This window comes from Pseudomonas sp. BS3767 (assembly GCF_900099665.1).
In the GTDB taxonomy this organism is placed as follows: domain Bacteria; phylum Pseudomonadota; class Gammaproteobacteria; order Pseudomonadales; family Pseudomonadaceae; genus Aquipseudomonas; species Aquipseudomonas cerasi.
In genome coordinates, this window is record NZ_FNCX01000004.1 from 425,124 (window position 1) to 444,162 (window position 19,039).

Consider the following 19,039-nt stretch of genomic DNA (forward strand, 5'->3'; position numbering starts at 1 on the left):
TTCGGTGCTCAGTAACTGTCTTGCGGCAGGCTGGCAATGATCGAGCGATAGCTGTTCATGCGCTGCTGTTGCACGCGGCCGTCCTCAAGCCCCTTGAGCAGGGCGCAGCCCGGTTCGCGGTCATGCTTGCAGTCACGAAAGCGGCAGGTGCCGATCAGGTCGTTGAACTCGATGAAGCCTGCCTCTACGTCAGCACGACTGACGTGCCCCAGGCCGAACTCACGGATACCCGGCGAGTCGATCAGATCGCCGCCACGCGGGAAGTGGAACAGGCGTGCGGTGGTCGTGGTATGCGTGCCCTGACCGGAAACTTCGGACAGCGGGCCGACCCGAGTGTCGGTTTCCGGCAACAGGCTGTTGACCAGCGAGGACTTGCCGACGCCGGACTGGCCGACGAACACGCTGATGTGCCCGTCAAGCTGGCTTTGCAGGCTCTGCATGCCGTCACCGTGGTGCGCGGACACTTCCAGTACTGGATAACCCAGCGTGCGGTAGACCGCCAGCAGGGCGTTGAGCGCGGGCGCATTCTGCTCGTCGATCAGGTCTGCCTTGTTGAGCAGCAGCAAAGGACGAATCCCGGCATGCTCGGCGGCCACCAGATAACGGTCGATCAGGTTGGCATGCGGCTCGGGCATCGGCGCGAAGACGATCACGATCAGGTCGACGTTGGCAGCCACAGGCTTGAGCTGGCCGCGTGAATCCGGGCGGCGCAGTTCGGTGGTGCGGGGCAGTTGCGCGACGATGACGCCAATGCCCTGATTGCCGGCGCGCCATACGACGCGATCACCGGTCACCAGTGCAGGCAGGTTGGCGCGCAGGTGGCAACGGAAGACCTGACCGGTCACTTCGCCTTCCTGGGCCTCGACTTCGACTTGCACGCCGAAGTGAGCGATGACCAGCCCCGTCTGCTCGGGGCCGAGGTCGCCACCCTCGAGTGTTTCAAGCGTAGCGGACTCGCGTTTTGCCGCGCGGGCAGCACGCTCGCCCTGAATTTTTTCGATGCGCCAGTTTTGACGACGATTGAGTTGGCGTTTGGCCATGGGTGTTCCGATGTGATGTAACCGATGAATTAGGCAGTACGATGGATCGGCAGGAGTCTAGCACGGCAGGGTGAGCTAAACTGCGCGCCTACGCTGAGGAGTCGACACATGCAGAACAAGCAGAACCTGATCTGGATCGATCTGGAAATGACCGGTCTTGACCCTGATACCGATGTCATTATCGAAATGGCCACGATCATCACCGATAGCGAGCTGAACACCCTGGCTGAAGGCCCGGTGATCGCTGTGCATCAGAGCGACGAGACGTTGGCGAAGATGGATGAGTGGAACACTCGCCAGCACGGCGGTTCGGGCCTGACCCAGCGCGTGCGGGAAAGTACCGTCAGCATGGCTGAAGCCGAGACGCAGACCCTTGAGTTCATCAAGCTGTGGGTCCCCGAGCGCAGTTCGCCGATCTGCGGCAACAGCATCTGCCAGGATCGCCGCTTCCTGTACCGCCACATGCCGACGCTGGAAAACTACTTCCACTACCGCAATCTGGATGTCTCGACCCTCAAGGAACTGGCGGCGCGCTGGTCCCCCGAGCTGAAATTCAAGAAAGGCAGCACCCACCTGGCGCTCGATGACATCCGCGAGTCGATTGCCGAGCTGCGCTTTTATCGTGAGCACTTCATCAAGGCCTGAGCGAGACGCGCGTGCAGTGAATAATCTTCGCTGCACTCTTTCAGTGCGTTGGTCGGCTGGTTAGACTGCGCGCCTTTGTCGCAGAGTCGCCGCCATGTTGCTGATGCTTTATCTGATCGCTATCACTGCTGAAGCCATGACGGGAGCCCTGTCTGCGGGGCGGCGCGGGATGGACTGGTTCGGCGTGGTGCTGATCGCCTGCGTCACGGCGCTGGGTGGCGGGTCGGTGCGCGACGTGCTGATCGGTCATTACCCGCTGACCTGGGTCAAGCACCCGGAATACCTGGTCCTGACCAGTGTGGCGGCGCTGGTGACGATCTTCATTGCGCCACTGATGCGCCACCTGCGCTCACTGTTTCTGGTGCTCGACGCACTGGGGCTGGTGGCCTTTACCCTGATCGGCTGCATGACCGCGCTCGAGGCCGGGCACGGTCTGCTGATCGCGTCAGTGTGCGGCGTGATCACCGGGGTCTTCGGTGGCATCCTGCGCGACATCTTTTGCAACGACATCCCGCTGATCTTCCGCCGCGAGCTGTACGCCAGTGTGTCTTTTCTGGCAGCGTGGTGTTTTCTGCTGTGTCAGTACCTGCAACTGCCCAACGAACAAGCGGTGCTGATCACCCTGTTCGGCGGCCTGCTGCTGCGCCTGCTGGCGATTCGTTTCCGCTGGGAAATGCCCAAGTTTGTCTACAAGGACGAGCCCTGAGGCGTACGCAGGGCGCAGGCACAATAGTTGAAAAATTATCGTTCCTCACGCTCCAGCGTGGGAATGCCTTTCGTGACGCTCCGCGTCACACGCCTGCAGGTTTAAAGCGGCGCCACGCCATGCCTCTGCAGCGCCCATTCCACATGCTCCCTGACCAGTTCCGAGGGATAGTCGCGCCGTGCGTGCAGGGCTTCGATCACCGGGATGGTGGAGGGCGCGTTGCCCAGCCCCACGGCCAGGTTGCGTAGCCAGCGCTCATAACCCGCCCGGCGCAGTGGTGAACCTTCGGTGCTGCCGAGGAATTTCTCTTCGTCCCACAGGAACAGTTCGGCCAGCCCTGCATTGTCCAGATTGTGGCGCGGCTGAAAGTCGCTCTGCTCGGTTGGCCGGGCGAAGCGGTTCCACGGGCAGGCGATCTGGCAATCGTCGCAACCGAACACCCGGTTGCCGATCAGTGGCCGCAGCTCTTCTGGGATCGCGGTCTTCAGCTCGATGGTCAGATAAGAAATGCAGCGTCGCGCGTCCAGCACATAAGGCCCGATAAACGCCGCCGTCGGGCAGATGTCCAGGCAGGCCGTGCAGCGCCCGCAATGCTCGGTTGCATGAGGTGCGTCGACCGGCAACGGGATATCGACAAACAGCTCGCCAAGAAAGAAGAAACTGCCCGCCTTACGGTTGAGCACCAGCGTGTTTTTGCCGATCCAGCCGAGCCCGGCCTGTTCGGCGATGGCTTTTTCCAGCACTGGCGCGCTGTCCACGAAGGCTCGAAAGCCAAACGGCCCTACGGCCTGCTGAATACGCTCGGCCAGTTGCTGCAGGCGCTTGCGGATGAGTTTGTGATAATCACGGCCCAGCGCGTAACGTGAGACGTAGGCTTTTTCCGGCTCGGTCAGGCGCTGCGCCATTTCGGTGTCGCCCGGCAGATAATCCATGCGCAGCGACACCACGCGCAACGTTCCCGGGACCAGCTCATCGGGGTGGGAACGTTTGCTGCCATGGGCTGCCATATAGTCCATTTCCCCGTGATAGCCTGCATCGAGCCAGCGTTGCAGATGCTGTTCGTGCTCTGCCAGGTCCAGGCCGCTGATCCCGACTTCCTGAAAGCCCAGCTCACGCCCCCACGCCTTGATTGAGATGGCAAGGGCGGCGAGATCATCGGAACTAGGAAGTACAGCACTAATAGCGGACATGCGCAGAGAGAAACCGGGACCAAGGTGCGTATAATTCTGCCAGACATCGGAGCCCATAGACGCATGTTCGACACTAAACCTCATTTACCCGACGCGCTGTACAGTGCTGCGCAGGTCCGCGACCTCGATGCACGGCTGGTTGCTGCAGGCACACCCGGCCTGGAATTGATGCTGCGCGCTGCGCAGGCGTTATGGCATACGATACTTCGGCGCTGGCCGGAGGCGAATGAACTGACCGTATTGACCGGGCGGGGCAACAACGCCGGTGACGGGTATCTGGTGGCTGCCATGGCGCACAAGGCCGGCTGGCAGGTCAGGGTGCTGGCCGTCGGCGATCCGGCCGCACTGACCGGTGATGCTGCTGCGGCGCATGCTGCGGCTTTCGGTATTCATATTCAGGCATGGGCCGGGCAGCCGCTGGCCGGTATCGTACTGGATGCCTTGCTGGGCACCGGTCTCGATGGCGAGGTGCGCGAGCCCTACGTCTCGGCCATCAACGCTATCAACGACAGCGGTCTGCCCGTCGTTGCGGTGGATATTCCATCCGGCTTGAGCGCAGATACTGGCCAGACGCTGGGTGTCGCGGTGCGTGCCGAAGTGACCGTTACGTTCATTGGCCTCAAACTGGGTTTGTTGACGGGCGACGCGGCAGATCTGGTGGGTGAGCTGATGTTCGACGACCTGCGCGCAGCCCCGGCGCTGGTGGCGCAGGTGCCGTTCAGCGCGAAGCGCCTCGATAAACATAACCTGCCGCAACTGGCAGCACGCCCGCGAACCGCCCATAAAGGCCTGTTTGGCCGGGTTCTGGTTATCGGTGGCGATCACGGTTTTGGCGGCGCAGCGTTGCTCAGCGCCGAAAGCGCCCTGCGCAGCGGTGCAGGCATGCTGACGCTGGCAACGCGGCCCGAGCATGTTCCGGCTGCTCTGACGCGTATGCCGGAAATCATGAGCGCGGCGATCCACTCGGCCAACCAACTGATGGGCTTGATCGAGCCGGCCAGCGTGTTGGTGGTCGGCCCCGGCCTGGGGCAGGCGGCCTGGGGGCGCAGCCTGCTGTCGGCGGCCGCCAACGCGGATCGTCCGCAGGTGTGGGACGCCGATGCGCTGAATATGCTGTCCGCCGGGCTGGTCAGCCTGCCCAAAGGCAGTGTCATCACCCCGCATCCGGGCGAAGCGGCACGCTTGCTGGGTGTGGGCATCAAGGACGTTCAGGCTGACCGGGCCGCTGCGGTGCGGGCGTTGGCGCGTAAATTCGACACGGTTTGTGTGCTCAAGGGCTCTGGCAGTCTGATTGCCGATGCACACGGGCAACTGGCGTTGTGCGACCGCGGCCATCCGGCCATGGCCACCGCAGGACTGGGTGATGTGCTGGCCGGATTGATCGGCGCGTTGATGGCGCAGCACCTCAAACCTTTCGACGCGGCCTGTCTTGCCGTGTGGCTGCATGCAAGCGCCGGTCAGAAAGCCGGTGAGGGCGGTCGCGGGCTGGCTGCCAGCGATATTATTCCTGCCATTCGTCAGTTACTGGAGGAGCTGCAACCGTGTCTGATTTAACGCTGCATGTGGTTGGCGAAGAGGCAATGATGGATTTTGGTGCACGCCTGGCCAGGGTGACAGAAGGCCTTGGCGTCATCTTTCTGGATGGCGATCTGGGCGCTGGAAAAACCACGCTTTCGCGGGGATTGATTCGCGGCTTCGGGCATGTCGGGGCCGTCAAGAGTCCTACTTTCACGCTGGTCGAACCTTACGAAATCGGCGCGATAAAGGTGTTTCACTTTGACCTTTACCGGCTGGTCGATCCGGAAGAGCTCGAGTACATGGGGGTGCGTGATTACTTCGACGGCGACGCACTTTGTCTGATTGAATGGCCCCAGCGTGGTGCAGGCTTTTTGCCAAAGCCCGACCTGACCATTACCATTGGGCCGCACGGAGAAGGTCGTTCCGTGATATTGAGCCCGCTGGGCTCGCGTGGCGAACGTTGGTGTGCCACTTTGGCTTTGGAATTCAAATAGATATGGGGTTAGGTATGCGCATGCGCGCGCTGGTTACTGTAGTTGGTCTGCTGTTGATGGCCCTGGCTGTCGAGGCGGTTGCCGCTACGCAAGTACGAAGTGTCCGCTTATGGCGAGCACCGGACAACACGCGTCTGGTATTCGACCTGTCCGGGCCAGTCCAGCACAGCCTGTTTACCCTGACTTCGCCTGACCGTCTGGTGATCGATATCAATGGTGCGACGCTTGGCGGCCCCTTGAACGTACCAACGGCCAATACGCCGATCAGCAGCATGCGTTCTGCGCAGCGCACGCCTACCGACCTGCGCGTGGTCATCGACCTGAAAAAGGGTGTGACCCCGAAGAGCTTCACGCTGGCGCCGAATCAGCAATACGGCAACCGTCTGGTGGTCGACCTGTACGACAACGCCGCCGATGCCAATCCGACACCGGTCATTCCGGATACCGCCGCCAACACCGCGCCTGCTGTCCCGGTCAGCCCGGCCAAGCCTGAAATCAAGCTGACCCCGGTGCCGAACGGCAAGCGCGACATCGTCGTGGTGATCGATGCCGGGCACGGCGGGGAAGACCCCGGTGCCTCGGGCGGTGCCGGTCAGAAAGAGAAAAACGTGGTGCTGTCGATTGCCAAGGAGCTGCAGCGCCAGGTCAATGCCGAGAAAGGCTACCGCGCCGAACTGACGCGGACCGGCGACTACTTTATTCCGCTGCGCAAACGGACCGAGATCGCCCGTTCCAAGGGCGCCGACCTGTTCGTGTCGATCCACGCCGACGCCGCGCCGTCCTCTGCGGCGTTCGGCGCATCGGTGTTCGCCCTGTCCGATCGCGGTGCCACTTCCGAAACTGCACGCTGGCTGGCGGACAGTGAAAACCGTTCCGACCTTATCGGTGGTGCTGGCGCTGTCAGCCTGGATGACAAGGACCGCATGCTAGCGGGTGTGTTGCTGGACTTGTCCATGACCGCTTCGCTGTCGTCGAGCCTGAACGTTGGTCAGAAGGTATTGAGCAATATTGGCCGCGTGACCTCGCTGCACAAGTCACGTGTCGAGCAGGCGGGCTTCATGGTGCTCAAGTCGCCGGATATCCCGTCGATCCTGGTGGAAACCGGCTTTATCTCCAATGCCAACGAGGCCAACAAGCTCGGTTCGGCGTCGCATCAACAGGCGTTGGCGCGTTCGATCACGTCGGGCGTCAAGCAGTTCTTCCAGCAGAACCCGCCGCAGGGCACTTATATCGCTTGGCTACGTGACAACGGCAAGCTGGCCCAAGGGCCGCGCAATCATGTCGTTCGTTCCGGCGAAACCCTGGCCATGCTCGCTGCGCGCTATGACATGAGCATCGCCACCTTGCGCAGCGCCAACAATCTGAAGTCGGATGAATTGAAGATCGGCCAGGACCTGCGTATCCCAAGTTCCGAGGTGGCGACTCAGTAATGACCGATCTCCTGCTCGACGGCGCCGAAGCCGATAACGCTCAGACTGCCCTGAACGCAGCGCGCATTGAACTGCTCAGTCCGCGTCTGGCCAACCAGATTGCGGCGGGCGAAGTCGTCGAGCGCCCGGCTTCCGTGATCAAGGAGCTGCTGGAAAACAGCCTCGATTCCGGCGCGCGGCGCATTGATGTCGACGTCGAGCAGGCCGGTATCAAATTGTTGAAAGTGCGTGACGATGGCAGCGGTATCTCTTCGGACGATCTGCCATTGGCGCTGGCACGTCACGCGACCAGCAAGATTCGCGACCTGGAAGACCTCGAGCGGGTCATGAGCCTTGGGTTTCGCGGCGAAGCGCTGGCTTCGATCAGTTCCGTAGCGCGCCTGACGCTGACCTCCCGCACCCGCGACGCCGATCAGGCATGGCAGGTCGAAACCGAAGGTCGGGACATGGCGCCGCGCGTGCAGCCAGCCGCGCATCCGGTAGGCACCTCCGTTGAAGTGCGCGACCTGTTCTTCAACACGCCGGCCCGGCGCAAGTTTCTGAAAGCCGAAAAAACCGAATTCGATCATTTGCAGGAAGTCATCAAGCGCATGGCGCTGGCGCGTTTCGACGTGGCCTTCCACCTGCGTCACAACGGCAAGACCGTGCTGAGCCTGCATGAAGCGCATGACGACACCGCCAGGGCGCGACGTGTCTCGGCAATCTGCGGGCCTGGCTTTCTGGAGCAGGCGCTGCCCATCGAGATCGAGCGCAATGGTCTGCATCTGTGGGGCTGGGTCGGGCTGCCGACCTTTTCGCGCAGCCAGGCCGACCTGCAATATTTCTTCGTGAATGGCCGCGCAGTGCGCGACAAGCTGGTCGCCCACGCAGTGCGTCAAGCGTATCGCGACGTGCTATTCAATGGCCGTCATCCGACCTTCGTGCTGTTCTTCGAGGTCGATCCGGCCGCTGTGGACGTCAACGTTCACCCGACCAAACACGAAGTGCGCTTCCGCGACGGGCGCATGGTGCACGACTTTCTGTATGGCACCCTCTACCGCGCGCTGGGCGATGTGCGCCCTGAAAATCAGCTGGGTGGCAGCGTGCCGGTTGTCGCCGAGACACGCCCGAGCGGGCCTGAAGCGGGCGAATTCGGGCCGCAGGGTGAAATGCGTCTGGCCAACAATGTGCTGGAGCAGCCCCAGGGCGAGTCGTTTGCCCGGCCTGCTGCCGGTGGCGGCGCTGGCAGCGGTTATCAGTATCAATACACGCCTCGGCCCACCGCTGGCGTGCCGGTGGCCGAAGCGCAAAGTGCTTATCGTGAATTCTTCGCGCCGCTGCCCAGTGCTGCGCCCGCGCCGCTGCCTGAATCGCCCGGGGATATTCCGCCGCTGGGTTATGCGCTGGCGCAGCTCAAGGGTATCTACATCCTTGCTGAAAACGCTCACGGCCTGGTGCTGGTGGACATGCACGCCGCTCACGAGCGGATCATGTACGAGCGACTGAAAATAGCCATGGCCAACGAAGGTTTGAGCGGCCAGCCATTGCTGGTGCCCGAGTCCATTGCGGTCAGCCAGCGTGAAGCGGACTGCGCCGAAGAGCATCTTGCGACCTTCCAGCGCCTGGGCTTCGAGCTTCAACGGCTCGGCCCGGAAACCTTGGCGATCCGCCAGATCCCCGCGTTGCTCAAGCAGGCCGAAGCCAACCGGCTGGTCAGCGATGTGCTGGCCGACCTCATGGAATACGGCACCAGCGACCGGGTGCAGGCGCACATGAACGAGTTGCTCGGGACCATGGCCTGCCACGGCGCGATTCGCGCCAATCGGCGTCTGGCCATCCCGGAAATGAACGGCCTGCTGCGTGACATGGAAAACACCGAGCGCAGCGGGCAATGCAACCACGGTCGTCCTACCTGGACCCAGATGGGTCTCAATGATCTGGATAAATTATTCCTGCGCGGTCAATGAATGAACGCTTTACCTCCGGCCATCTTTCTCATGGGGCCTACCGCTGCAGGCAAGACCGACCTTGCGATAGAACTGACCAAAGTGCTGCCCTGCGAGCTGATCAGCGTCGACTCTGCGCTGGTCTATCGCGGCATGGACATCGGTACCGCCAAACCGTCGAAGGCTCAGCTGGCTGAATATCCTCACCGTCTGATCGACATTCTCGACCCGGCGCAAAGCTACTCCGCCGCCGATTTTCGCAGTGACGCCCTGGCGGCCATGGCGGAAATTACTGCGCGCGGAAATATTCCTTTGCTGGTCGGCGGCACTATGTTGTATTTCAAGGCTCTATTGGACGGGCTGGCGGATATGCCGGCGGCCGATGCGCAGGTCAGGGCGCAGCTTGAGGCGGATGCAAAGGCCTTCGGCTGGCAGTCATTGCACGATCAACTGGCGGTGGTCGATCCCGTTTCGGCGGCACGTATTCACCCCAATGATCCGCAACGGCTGATCAGGGCACTCGAGGTGTATCGCGTCAGCGGAATGAGCATGACGGCACACCGCGAGCAACAAACTGCGCAAAGTACCGAAGCAGCCGCATCAGGGCGCCAGCAATTGCCCTATACTGTTGCGAACCTTGCCATCGCTCCGGCTGATCGCAAGGTGCTGCACCAACGCATCGCGCTACGTTTCGAGCAAATGCTGGATCAGGGGTTTCTGGACGAAGTACTGGCATTGCGCTCAAGAGGTGATCTGCATTCAGGGTTGCCATCGATAAGAGCTGTCGGTTATCGCCAGGTCTGGGATCACCTGGATGGGAAACTGACGCGGGATGAAATGCAGGAGCGCGGCATCATTGCGACGCGCCAGCTGGCCAAAAGGCAGTTCACCTGGCTACGTAGCTGGGACGACTTGCACTGGCTGGACAGCCTGGCCAGCGACAATCTGTCGCGCGCCTTGAAATACCTGGGATCGGTCTCCATATTGAGCTGAGTCCCTGCAATAGCCGTCTATCCTTGGGGGGTGGCCGGTAAGCCAATCGAATTCGATTTATTATTTTATTGATCCTTAAAGGAGTGCGGCACATGTCAAAAGGGCATTCGCTACAAGACCCTTACCTGAATACCTTGCGTAAAGAGAAGGTCGGGGTATCGATCTATCTGGTCAACGGTATCAAGCTGCAGGGTACGATCGAGTCTTTCGACCAGTTCGTCATTTTGCTGAAGAACACGGTCAGCCAGATGGTCTACAAACACGCTATTTCCACCGTCGTACCGGTTCGCCCGATCCGCCTGCCAAGCGCTACAGACGCTGACGGCGCGGACGCCGAGCCAGGTAACGCCTGATAGGAGTCTGCCTTGTTCTTTGAGCGCCACAGTGGTGGTGAACGTGCAATTCTCGTTCATCTGGATGGTCAGGACCCTGAGGCGCGCGAAGATCCGCAGGAGTTTCAGGAATTGGCCATCTCGGCCGGTGCCGATACCGTTGCGTTTATCAACGTTCCGCGTCATCGGCCTTCGGCCAAGTACCTGATCGGCTCTGGCAAGGTCGAGGAGCTTCGCGATCAGGTCAAGGCCGAGCAGGCCGATCTGGTCATCTTCAATCACACCCTCACGCCCAGTCAGGAACGCAACCTCGAACGCGTTTTCGAGTGTCGTGTGCTTGATCGTACCGGTCTGATTCTCGATATCTTTGCGCAACGGGCGCGTACTCACGAAGGCAAGCTGCAGGTCGAACTGGCCCAGCTTGAGCACATGAGTACCCGTCTGGTCCGTGGCTGGACTCACCTTGAGCGACAGAAAGGTGGTATCGGCCTGCGCGGTCCGGGTGAAACCCAGCTCGAAACCGACCGACGTCTATTGCGGGTTCGCCTGCGGCAGATCAAGGGACGGCTGGAGAAGGTTCGCAGTCAGCGGGATCAGGCCCGTCGTGGGCGTCGTCGCGCGGATATTCCATCGGTTTCATTGGTGGGCTATACCAACGCCGGCAAATCGACCCTGTTCAACTCGGTAACCGATTCGGATGTGTTCGCGGCAGACCAACTGTTCGCCACGCTCGATCCGACCCTGCGTCGTCTGCAGCTCGATGACCTGGGACCGATCGTGCTGGCCGATACCGTGGGCTTCATTCGCCATCTGCCACACAAACTGGTCGAGGCCTTTCGCGCGACGCTTGAAGAATCGAGCAACTCCGATTTGCTGCTGCATGTGATCGACTCCCACGAGCCGGATCGCATGTCGCAGATCGAGCAGGTCATGGCCGTGCTCGGCGAGATCGGAGCCGAGGGCTTGCCGATCCTCGAGGTCTATAACAAACTCGATCTGCTTGAAGGCGTAGAGCCTCAGATACAGCGCGATGCCGACGGCAAGCCGCAGCGTGTCTGGGTTTCTGCCCGTGATGGTCGGGGGCTTGATCTGCTCAAGCAGGCTATCGCCGAATTGCTCGGCGACGACCTGTTTGTCGGCACGCTGCTTCTGCCTCAAAGTCTCGCCCGGCTGCGTGCCCAGTTCTTTGAGCTGGGTGCGGTGCAGAGCGAAACGCATGACGAGGAAGGTGCCAGCGTGTTGGCCGTACGACTGCCGCGCGTTGAACTCAATCGACTGGTGAGTCGCGAAGGATTGCAGCCGCTGGAGTTCATCGAGCAACACACTTTGCAATAAAAGCACGAGAAAGCCGTTGTACGGCTTTCGCGAGCATTCTGTAGCATTGGTCGGCGCGCCGCGGGCGCGTCTTTGCTTTATCAGATGGAGAGCGCTATGGCTTGGAATGAGCCGGGTGGCAACTCGAATAATCAAGATCCCTGGGGTGGCAAACGCCGTGGCGGCGACCGCAAGGGACCACCTGATCTCGACGAGGCCTTCCGTAAGCTGCAGGAAAGCCTGAAGGGGTTGTTCGGCGGCGGTAACAAACGCGGCAGCGATGGCGGCAGCAGTGGCAGTGGTGGCGGCTCGGGCAAGGGCGGTGGCTTCGGCCTGCTCGGCATCGGGCTTGTCGTACTGGTCGCTTTCTGGCTTTACAGCGCTATCTATGTGGTTGACGAGCAAGAGCAGGCTGTCGTGCTGCGTTTCGGTCAGTACCACGAGACCGTGGGCCCGGGCCTTAACATCTACTTCCCTCCGTTCGATCGCAAGTACATGGAGAACGTGACTCGCGAGCGTGCTTACAGCAAGCAAGGCCAGATGCTCACCGAAGACGAGAACATCGTCGAAGTGCCGCTGACCGTGCAGTACAAGATCAGCGACCTTCAGGCGTTCGTGCTGAACGTCGACCAGCCTGAAATCAGCCTGCAGCACGCGACTGAAAGTGCGTTGCGCCATGTCGTGGGTTCCACGGCCATGGATCAGGTGCTGACTGAAGGCCGTGAACTGATGGCCAGCGAAATCAAGGAGCGTCTGCAACGTTTCCTCGATACCTACCGTACCGGCATCACCGTCACTCAGGTCAACGTACAGAGCGCTGCCGCGCCGCGTGAAGTTCAGGAAGCCTTCGATGACGTGATCCGCGCCCGTGAAGACGAGCAGCGTGCGCGTAACCAGGCTGAAAGCTATGCCAACGGTGTGATCCCGGAAGCCCGTGGTCAGGCTCAGCGTATTCTCGAAGATGCCAACGGTTACCGCGATGAAGTGGTTTCGCGCGCCAAGGGTGAGGCGGATCGCTTTACCAAGCTGGTTGCCGAGTACCGCAAGGCTCCTGAAGTTACCCGCCAGCGTCTGTATCTGGACACCATGCAGGAAGTCTTCAGCAATACCAGCAAGGTTCTCGTGACCGGCGACAAGGGGCAGAACAATCTGCTTTATCTTCCGCTCGACAAGATGATCGAGAGCAGCCGCAGCAGTAACGGCAATGGCTCCAATTCAGGTACGCCATCGCAGTCGGCCAATGATGCTGCCGCTGCTGCCGCCGCTGCCCGGGCGAATGAGGCTCAGCAGCGTGGTGAAGTACGTACCAGGGAGACTCGCTGATGAGTAACAAATCACTGATCACCCTTATTGTCGGCGTGGTACTGGCGGTCATCGCCTGGAACAGCTTTTACATAGTGTCCCAGACCGAGCGCGCGGTTCTGCTGCAATTCGGTCGTGTGGTCCAGGCTGACGTTCAGCCGGGTCTGCATGTGAAGGTTCCTTACGTGAACCAGGTGCGCAAGTTCGACGGTCGTTTGCTGACCCTCGATGCACCGACCCAGCGCTTCCTGACGCTGGAAAAGAAAGCGGTCATGGTCGATGCCTACGCCAAGTGGCGTGTGAAGGATGCGGAGCGTTTTTACACCGCGACTTCCGGCCTCAAGCAGATTGCCGACGAGCGTCTTTCGCGTCGTCTGGAATCCGGCCTGCGTGACCAGTTCGGCAAGCGCACCCTGCACGAAGTCGTGTCGGGCGAGCGGGACGCGCTGATGGCGGACATCACCGGTTCGCTGAACCGCATGGCCGAGAAAGAACTGGGTATCGAAGTGGTCGATGTCCGGGTCAAGGCCATCGATCTGCCGAAGGAAGTGAATCGCAGCGTTTTCGAACGCATGAGCACTGAGCGTGAGCGTGAAGCCCGCGAACACCGTGCCAAGGGTAACGAGCTGGCTGAAGGCATCCGTGCCGACGCCGATCGTCAGCGTCGTGTGCTGCTGGCCGAAGCCTATCGCGAGTCGGAAGAAGCGCGTGGTGATGGTGATGCCCAGGCTGCCGCGATCTACTCCAAGGCGTATGGTCAGGACCAGGAGTTCTATGCGTTCTATCGCAGCCTGCGTGCCTACCGCGAAAGCTTTGCGAACAAGAGCGACGTGATGGTGCTTGATCCGAACAGCGAATTCTTTCGCTACATGGAAAAAGCCAAGCCGTAATTAATCACCCGCCGGGCGGCAAAACCGCCCGGTGGGGTGAACGTACGGTGAAACGTGTGTATCATGCGGCAGCCGGGAAATTCCCGGCTTTTTTGCGTCTGCACGATTGATTGGCCGTATCTGAATCGGAACGCGGCAAGATTTTTCGAGGAAAGTGGTCTGCAAGGCCTGTCTCGGGCATTTGTCGTGCCCGTCATACGGCGCACCACTTTCTGCTTCACTCAAGGTCGGCCTGTAGGCTGGCCGCCTGGATCACAGGGGAATGGCGTAATGGCAACGGTCGACCGCTGGCTGCTACCAGATGGCATCGAAGAAGTACTGCCACCGGAAGCGGCGCGCATTGAAGTAGCGCGCCGTCAGGTGTTGGATCTGTTTCAGAGCTGGGGCTATGAGTTTGTCGTCACCCCGCATATCGAGTATCTCGAGTCGCTGCTGACTGGCGCGGGTTCGGATCTGGATCTGCGTACCTTCAAGGTTATTGACCCGCAATCGGGCCGGCAGATGGGCTTTCGCGCCGACATCACGCCACAGGTTGCACGTATCGATGCTCACACCCTGAAACGTGAAGGCCCGAGCCGTCTGTGCTACGCGGGCAGCGTTCTGCACGCTCAGCCGCGCGCGCTGTCGTCCTCGCGCAGCCCGATACAACTGGGTGCCGAACTTTACGGCGATGCGAGCCCGAGCAGCGATGTTGAAGTCATCAGTCTGATGCTGGCCATGCTGCAACTGGCCGATGTGCCGGATGTGCACATGGACCTCGGGCATGTCGGTATCTATCGCGGTCTGGCGCGGGCCGCCGGCCTGTCGGGTGAAGTCGAGCAGCAGTTGTTCGATGCACTGCAGCGCAAGGCCATCGATGAAGTGATTGCCCTCACCGCCGATCTGCCGCCAGAGCTGGCCGCCATGCTGCGCGCACTGGTTGATCTGTGCGGTGGTCGTGAGGTGCTGGACGCCGCACGCGATCGTCTGGCCGGCGCACCGGCGCCAGTGCTGGCCGCTCTGGACGACCTGCTGTCGATTGCCGAGCGTCTGGCTGCGCGTTTCCCGCAGCTGCCGCTGTACTTTGATCTCGGCGAGCTGCGCGGTTACCACTACCACACCGGTGTGGTGTTCGCGGTGTTCGTGCCGGGCGTGGGCCAGTCGATCGCTCAGGGCGGTCGTTACGATGACATCGGTGCCGACTTCGGTCGTGCCCGTCCGGCGACCGGCTTTTCCACCGACCTGAAAACCCTGGTTACCCTGGGGCAGGCAGAAATCGTCTTACCGTCTGGTGGCATCTGGGTGCCGGACAGTACGGATGCGGCACTCTGGCAGATGGTTTGCCAGTTGCGCAGTGAAGGTCAGCGTGTGGTTCAGGCGTTGCCTGGGCAGCAGGCGAGCGCCGCGCGTGAAGCCGACTGTGACCGGCAATTGATTCAGCATGGCGAGCACTGGCAGGTAATGCCGCTGGCTTCTTGAGTATTCCTGCCGGCCGCCGCCGGCACCAAGTTTGCGTGAATGAGGACAAGTGTTATGGGTAAGAATGTCGTAGTCCTGGGCACTCAATGGGGTGATGAGGGCAAAGGCAAGATCGTTGATCTGCTGACCGAACATGCTACCGCCGTAGTTCGCTATCAGGGTGGCCACAACGCCGGCCACACACTGGTGATCGACGGTGAGAAAACCGTATTGCACCTGATTCCGTCCGGTGTGCTGCGCGAAGGCGTGCAGTGCCTGATCGGTAACGGTGTGGTGGTTGCTCCCGACGCGCTCCTGCGCGAAATCGTCAAGCTGGAAGAGAAAGGCATTCCGGTGCGTGAGCGTCTGCGCATCAGCCCGTCCTGCCCGCTGATCCTGTCGTACCACGTGGCACTCGACCAGGCGCGTGAAAAAGCCCGCGGCGAGTTCAAGATCGGCACCACCGGTCGTGGTATCGGCCCGGCCTACGAAGACAAGGTCGCACGTCGCGGTCTGCGTATCGGCGACCTGTTCCATCGTGAGCGCTTCGCCGCCAAGCTGGGCGAACTGCTCGACTACCACAACTTCGTGCTGGTCAATTACTACAAAGAGCCTGCCATCGACTTCCAGAAGACGCTCGACGAGTGCATGGAATACGCCGACATGCTCAAGCCGCTGATGCTCGACGTCACCGCTGCGCTGCATGAGATGCGTCGCGACGGCAAGGACATCATGTTCGAAGGTGCCCAGGGTTCGCTGCTGGACATCGACCACGGTACCTACCCGTACGTCACCAGTTCCAACACCACGGCGGGCGGCATTGCCACCGGTTCCGGTTTTGGTCCGATGTACCTGGATTACATCCTGGGTATCACCAAGGCCTACACCACGCGCGTGGGTTCGGGTCCTTTCCCGACTGAGCTGTTCGATGACGTCGGTGCCTTCCTGGCCAAGCGTGGGCATGAGTTCGGTGCCACCACCGGTCGTGCACGCCGTTGCGGCTGGTTCGACGCCGTCATCCTGCGTCGCGCCATCGAAATCAACAGCATCTCGGGCCTGTGCCTGACCAAGCTGGACGTGCTCGACGGTCTGGAAACCATCAACATCTGTGTGGGCTACGAGAACGAAGAGGGTGCCGTCATCGACGCGCCTACCGACGCTGACAGCTATCTGGGCCTGCGTCCGGTCTACGAGCAGATGCCAGGCTGGAGCGAATCCACGCTGGGTGCCAAGACCCTCGAAGAGCTGCCTGCTGCCGCTCGCGCTTACATCAAGCGTGTTGAAGAGCTGGTGGGTGCGCCTATCGACATCATTTCGACCGGTCCTGACCGCAACGAAACCATCGTGCTGCGTCATCCGTTCGGCTGATACGTCACCGGGCTGTGCCAAAAAGGGTCGCATGTGCGGCCCTTTTTTATTGTCGCACCGACGGCAGGGAAGCTCAGAAAAGTGAGACTTGTGTCACGGCACGGCGCTTGCTACAAAGATGACAGAAAAGTGCCATCATTTTAATGGCGCTGAGGGTGGAGGGATTCTCCTGTGTCTGCTGTCTTATCTCTATTGCAAAGCCGTCTGCTGCGCCCGGTCTTCATTGCGCTGGGTATCGCTCTTTTGGTGCAGGTGGTGGTGGCGGTTGCGCTTACCCGGAGCACAGTCACTGCGCTTGAGGCCGATCTCGCCAATCGTCTGGGGGTAGATTCGCAACATCTGTCCTCAGAGCTGGAGTCGGCGAGTAGCGAAGTGACATCGAGCCTCGATGCATTGTCAGCCAGCACTCGACAGCGCCTGAGCGTCGGGCTCTCTACCCGTCTGAAGGAAGAGCAGGCTCAACTGCGTGCCACGCTGGAGAAAGACCTGCGCGAGTCCGCGACCGACATGGCCGAATTGCTGGCTGCCGTTGCTCCGCGCGCCATGTGGGACAACGACACGCCAACGCTTTCCGAATTCGCACGCCGTGCCCAGCGCAATCCCAACGTACTGTTCGTCGTTTATGACGACGCTGCAGGTGAGCACCTCACGCGTTACATGAACCGTGACAATCCGCTGGTCAAGGCTCTTTTGGCCAAGGGCGAAGGCGAGCGGGCGATGGACAAGGTCCTCAATGCGGCGAAAAGCGACCCTTCGGTGTATTACGTCGAGGCATCCATCAGCCCTAACGGCGTAGAGATCGGCAAGGTGCGCATGGGTGTGTCCACGGCAACGGTCGAAGAGAATCTTACTGCCCTGGACAAGCGTTTCGCGACTCTGATCACCAGTGGTGAGCAGTTGGTGTCTGACAGCCTTGCCAGTGCCTCGAAGGACAGCTCTGCCGCGCTACGCACGCGCCTGCAGTCGGCTCAGGCGGCGGGAGCGGCAATGACCGCCAACACGCGTGTGGCGGTTCAGGAAGCTGCCGAAACGCTGCGCTGGAGAATCGGCATGGGGCTGGCCCTGGTCGGCCTGGGTGTATTGTTGTTACTGGCGGTGGTGCTCGGGCGTCGGGTCGTCAGCAAGCTGCATCTGCTGATCGCGGCACTCAATGATCTGGCGGCGGGCGAGGGCGATCTGACCAAGCGCGTCAAGCTGGACAGCAACGACGAGATTGGCGACATGTCGGCGGCGGTCAACCGCTTCATCGACAAGTTGCAGCCTATCGTTCGTGAGGCGGGCGAGGTGGCGCAGCGCACCGGGCAGGAAATCGGTGTCATGAGCGAGCGTAACGCCGGTGCCGATGCGGCGGCCGAATTGCAGCGGGACCAAGTGGCGGCCAGTCTGAAAGCGCTGGAGCAGATGGCCGACGAGGCGCAGTCGGAAAGCCAGGCGATGCAGGCAGCCTTGCGTCAGGTGATCGATATCAAACAAGCGACCGATGAAAACACCCGCACGTCCAATCAGGTCGGCGGTTTGATCGAGGCGCTGGCCGGGCAGGTTGAAACCGGTGCGCAGGTCATTGAGCGTCTGGCGCAGCAAAGCCAGCAGATCGAGGTCGTGCTGGAAGTTATCCACGGTATTGCCGAGCAAACCAACTTGCTCGCACTCAACGCAGCCATTGAAGCCGCACGCGCGGGTGAAACGGGCAGGGGCTTTGCCGTGGTGGCTGACGAAGTGCGGGCGCTGGCCAGCAAGACGCAAAGCTCGACGGGCGATATTCAGGAACACATCGTGGCCTTACAGCGCGGTGCAAAAGAAGCGGTGGCCGCCATCGGCATCGCTGGCCGACAGGCCAAGGAAGGGCTGGAGGTATTACGCGACAGCGCCAAGCGGCAGCAGACCGTGCAGGCCTCCGTCGAGCAGGTGCATGCGGCCATTGGTCTGGCGACCAAGGCGGCCGTTCATCAGGCTGAAGGTGCCCAGGCGGTGCGCGGTCGGGTAGAGGTGATCCATGCTCAGGCCGAGCGTGCTGCCAAGGCTGTGGTGGAAACAACCGCCAGTGGCAAAGTGCTCAACGGACTGGCTGCGCAGTTGAAGGCGAGCCTGGGGCAATTCAGGGCTTGAGGCTTTCGTAGGGCGCCACCTAATGTGGCGCTGTACACGCGCAGGGTCATAACACTTTCAGACCCCGGAAAGTTCAAACCACTGAAAGCACAAAACCGAGCCAGTGGCTCGGTTTTGTTTGAATTGGTGCCCAGAAGAAGACTCGAACTTCCACGACCTTGCGGTCACCAGCACCTGAAGCTGGCGTGTCTACCAATTTCACCATCTGGGCAGCATCAGCAGCGTCTCCGCCGTTGATGGGGCGCACTATACGGCGATCATTTTGCTCTGTAAACCCCTGTTTTGATTTAATAATCAAAACCTGAAAATGCAAAAACCCGCTTTCGCGGGTTTTTGTGAGGCTTGAGAC

16 protein-coding genes and 1 tRNA gene are annotated in these 19,039 nt (G+C 60.9%); 14 read left to right on the forward strand and 3 right to left on the reverse strand.

The genetic code is table 11. The features are described 5' to 3' along the window. Window positions 1–8 precede the first annotated feature (8 nt). On the reverse strand, window positions 9–1,040 hold the full coding sequence (gene rsgA / locus BLR16_RS14850) for a small ribosomal subunit biogenesis GTPase RsgA (RefSeq protein WP_003366295.1): 1,032 nt from the start codon (window positions 1,038–1,040) through the stop codon (window positions 9–11). A 108-nt stretch (window positions 1,041–1,148) separates the two neighbouring features. On the opposite strand from rsgA, the gene orn reads away from it, so the two are divergent. Then, window positions 1,149–1,685, forward strand: coding sequence for an oligoribonuclease (gene orn / locus BLR16_RS14855; protein WP_003366297.1), 537 nt, complete (start codon window positions 1,149–1,151; stop codon window positions 1,683–1,685). A 94-nt stretch (window positions 1,686–1,779) separates the two neighbouring features. Continuing rightward, window positions 1,780–2,391, forward strand: coding sequence for a trimeric intracellular cation channel family protein (locus tag BLR16_RS14860; protein ID WP_003343002.1), 612 nt, complete (start codon window positions 1,780–1,782; stop codon window positions 2,389–2,391). A gap of 101 nt (window positions 2,392–2,492) precedes the next feature. Here BLR16_RS14860 and queG read toward each other — a convergent pair whose 3' ends face one another. Continuing rightward, entirely contained in the window at window positions 2,493–3,581 is a 1,089-nt protein-coding gene (queG, locus tag BLR16_RS14865; RefSeq protein WP_074806881.1) for a tRNA epoxyqueuosine(34) reductase QueG, read from the reverse strand. Between the two features lie 63 nt (window positions 3,582–3,644). Between queG and BLR16_RS14870 the strand changes: the two genes are divergently transcribed. From BLR16_RS14870 to BLR16_RS14925, 12 genes are all read left to right on the forward strand, one after another. Further along, entirely contained in the window at window positions 3,645–5,135 is a 1,491-nt protein-coding gene (locus BLR16_RS14870) for a bifunctional ADP-dependent NAD(P)H-hydrate dehydratase/NAD(P)H-hydrate epimerase (RefSeq protein ID WP_074806799.1), read from the forward strand. After that, window positions 5,123–5,593 carry a tRNA (adenosine(37)-N6)-threonylcarbamoyltransferase complex ATPase subunit type 1 TsaE gene (gene tsaE / locus BLR16_RS14875; RefSeq protein ID WP_010439884.1) on the forward strand — a complete coding sequence of 157 codons (471 nt, stop codon included), beginning with the start codon at window positions 5,123–5,125 and terminating at the stop codon, window positions 5,591–5,593. Before BLR16_RS14870 ends, tsaE begins: the two co-directional genes overlap by 13 nt. A gap of 2 nt (window positions 5,594–5,595) precedes the next feature. Beyond that, window positions 5,596–7,023, forward strand: coding sequence for an N-acetylmuramoyl-L-alanine amidase (locus BLR16_RS14880; RefSeq protein ID WP_197676929.1), 1,428 nt, complete (start codon window positions 5,596–5,598; stop codon window positions 7,021–7,023). Continuing rightward, window positions 7,023–8,969: a DNA mismatch repair endonuclease MutL gene (gene mutL, locus BLR16_RS14885; RefSeq protein ID WP_060708606.1), complete on the forward strand. Its 1,947-nt coding sequence runs from the start codon at window positions 7,023–7,025 to the stop codon at window positions 8,967–8,969. Before BLR16_RS14880 ends, mutL begins: the two co-directional genes overlap by 1 nt. Next, window positions 8,970–9,941 (forward strand): tRNA (adenosine(37)-N6)-dimethylallyltransferase MiaA, encoded by a 972-nt coding sequence (gene miaA / locus BLR16_RS14890; protein WP_003431938.1) that lies wholly within the window; start codon window positions 8,970–8,972, stop codon window positions 9,939–9,941. It abuts the gene before it with no gap. Window positions 9,942–10,033: 92 nt separating this feature from the next. After that, the gene (hfq, locus tag BLR16_RS14895) at window positions 10,034–10,294 is read left to right on the forward strand and encodes an RNA chaperone Hfq (protein WP_002551819.1); all 261 of its coding nucleotides are present in this window, start codon (window positions 10,034–10,036) and stop codon (window positions 10,292–10,294) included. 12 nt (window positions 10,295–10,306) lie between these two features. After that, a complete protein-coding gene (hflX, locus tag BLR16_RS14900) occupies window positions 10,307–11,608 on the forward strand; it encodes a ribosome rescue GTPase HflX (protein ID WP_002551820.1) in 1,302 nt (433 codons plus the stop codon). A gap of 96 nt (window positions 11,609–11,704) precedes the next feature. Next, on the forward strand, window positions 11,705–12,910 hold the full coding sequence (hflK, locus tag BLR16_RS14905) for an FtsH protease activity modulator HflK (protein WP_003366313.1): 1,206 nt from the start codon (window positions 11,705–11,707) through the stop codon (window positions 12,908–12,910). Next, window positions 12,910–13,779 (forward strand): protease modulator HflC, encoded by an 870-nt coding sequence (gene hflC, locus BLR16_RS14910; protein ID WP_003366315.1) that lies wholly within the window; start codon window positions 12,910–12,912, stop codon window positions 13,777–13,779. The genes hflK and hflC overlap by 1 nt, the downstream gene beginning before the upstream one ends. Window positions 13,780–14,049: 270 nt before the next feature. Then, the gene (locus BLR16_RS14915) at window positions 14,050–15,237 is read left to right on the forward strand and encodes an ATP phosphoribosyltransferase regulatory subunit (protein ID WP_003431936.1); all 1,188 of its coding nucleotides are present in this window, start codon (window positions 14,050–14,052) and stop codon (window positions 15,235–15,237) included. Between the two features lie 54 nt (window positions 15,238–15,291). Continuing rightward, on the forward strand, window positions 15,292–16,584 hold the full coding sequence (locus BLR16_RS14920; protein WP_003366319.1) for an adenylosuccinate synthase: 1,293 nt from the start codon (window positions 15,292–15,294) through the stop codon (window positions 16,582–16,584). Between the two features lie 171 nt (window positions 16,585–16,755). Continuing rightward, the gene (locus BLR16_RS14925) at window positions 16,756–18,690 is read left to right on the forward strand and encodes a methyl-accepting chemotaxis protein (protein ID WP_058416242.1); all 1,935 of its coding nucleotides are present in this window, start codon (window positions 16,756–16,758) and stop codon (window positions 18,688–18,690) included. Between the two features lie 124 nt (window positions 18,691–18,814). On the opposite strand, the gene BLR16_RS14930 is transcribed toward BLR16_RS14925, so the two are convergent. Then, window positions 18,815–18,901: transfer RNA gene (locus tag BLR16_RS14930), tRNA-Leu, on the reverse strand. Window positions 18,902–19,039: the final 138 nt, after the last annotated feature.

Excerpts from the sequence above, each read along its gene's own strand:
- rsgA (WP_003366295.1), bottom strand. The coding sequence starts at position 1,040 with ATGGCCAAACGCCAACTCAATCGTCGTCAAAACTGGCGCATCGAAAAA.
- orn (WP_003366297.1), top strand. The coding sequence starts at position 1,149 with ATGCAGAACAAGCAGAACCTGATCTGGATCGATCTGGAAATGACCGGT.
- BLR16_RS14860 (WP_003343002.1), top strand. The coding sequence starts at position 1,780 with ATGTTGCTGATGCTTTATCTGATCGCTATCACTGCTGAAGCCATGACG.
- queG (WP_074806881.1), bottom strand. The coding sequence starts at position 3,581 with ATGTCCGCTATTAGTGCTGTACTTCCTAGTTCCGATGATCTCGCCGCC.
- BLR16_RS14870 (WP_074806799.1), top strand. The coding sequence starts at position 3,645 with ATGTTCGACACTAAACCTCATTTACCCGACGCGCTGTACAGTGCTGCG.
- BLR16_RS14880 (WP_197676929.1), top strand. The coding sequence starts at position 5,596 with ATGGGGTTAGGTATGCGCATGCGCGCGCTGGTTACTGTAGTTGGTCTG.
- mutL (WP_060708606.1), top strand. The coding sequence starts at position 7,023 with ATGACCGATCTCCTGCTCGACGGCGCCGAAGCCGATAACGCTCAGACT.
- miaA (WP_003431938.1), top strand. The coding sequence starts at position 8,970 with ATGAACGCTTTACCTCCGGCCATCTTTCTCATGGGGCCTACCGCTGCA.
- hfq (WP_002551819.1), top strand. The coding sequence starts at position 10,034 with ATGTCAAAAGGGCATTCGCTACAAGACCCTTACCTGAATACCTTGCGT.
- hflK (WP_003366313.1), top strand. The coding sequence starts at position 11,705 with ATGGCTTGGAATGAGCCGGGTGGCAACTCGAATAATCAAGATCCCTGG.
- hflC (WP_003366315.1), top strand. The coding sequence starts at position 12,910 with ATGAGTAACAAATCACTGATCACCCTTATTGTCGGCGTGGTACTGGCG.
- BLR16_RS14915 (WP_003431936.1), top strand. The coding sequence starts at position 14,050 with ATGGCAACGGTCGACCGCTGGCTGCTACCAGATGGCATCGAAGAAGTA.
- BLR16_RS14920 (WP_003366319.1), top strand. The coding sequence starts at position 15,292 with ATGGGTAAGAATGTCGTAGTCCTGGGCACTCAATGGGGTGATGAGGGC.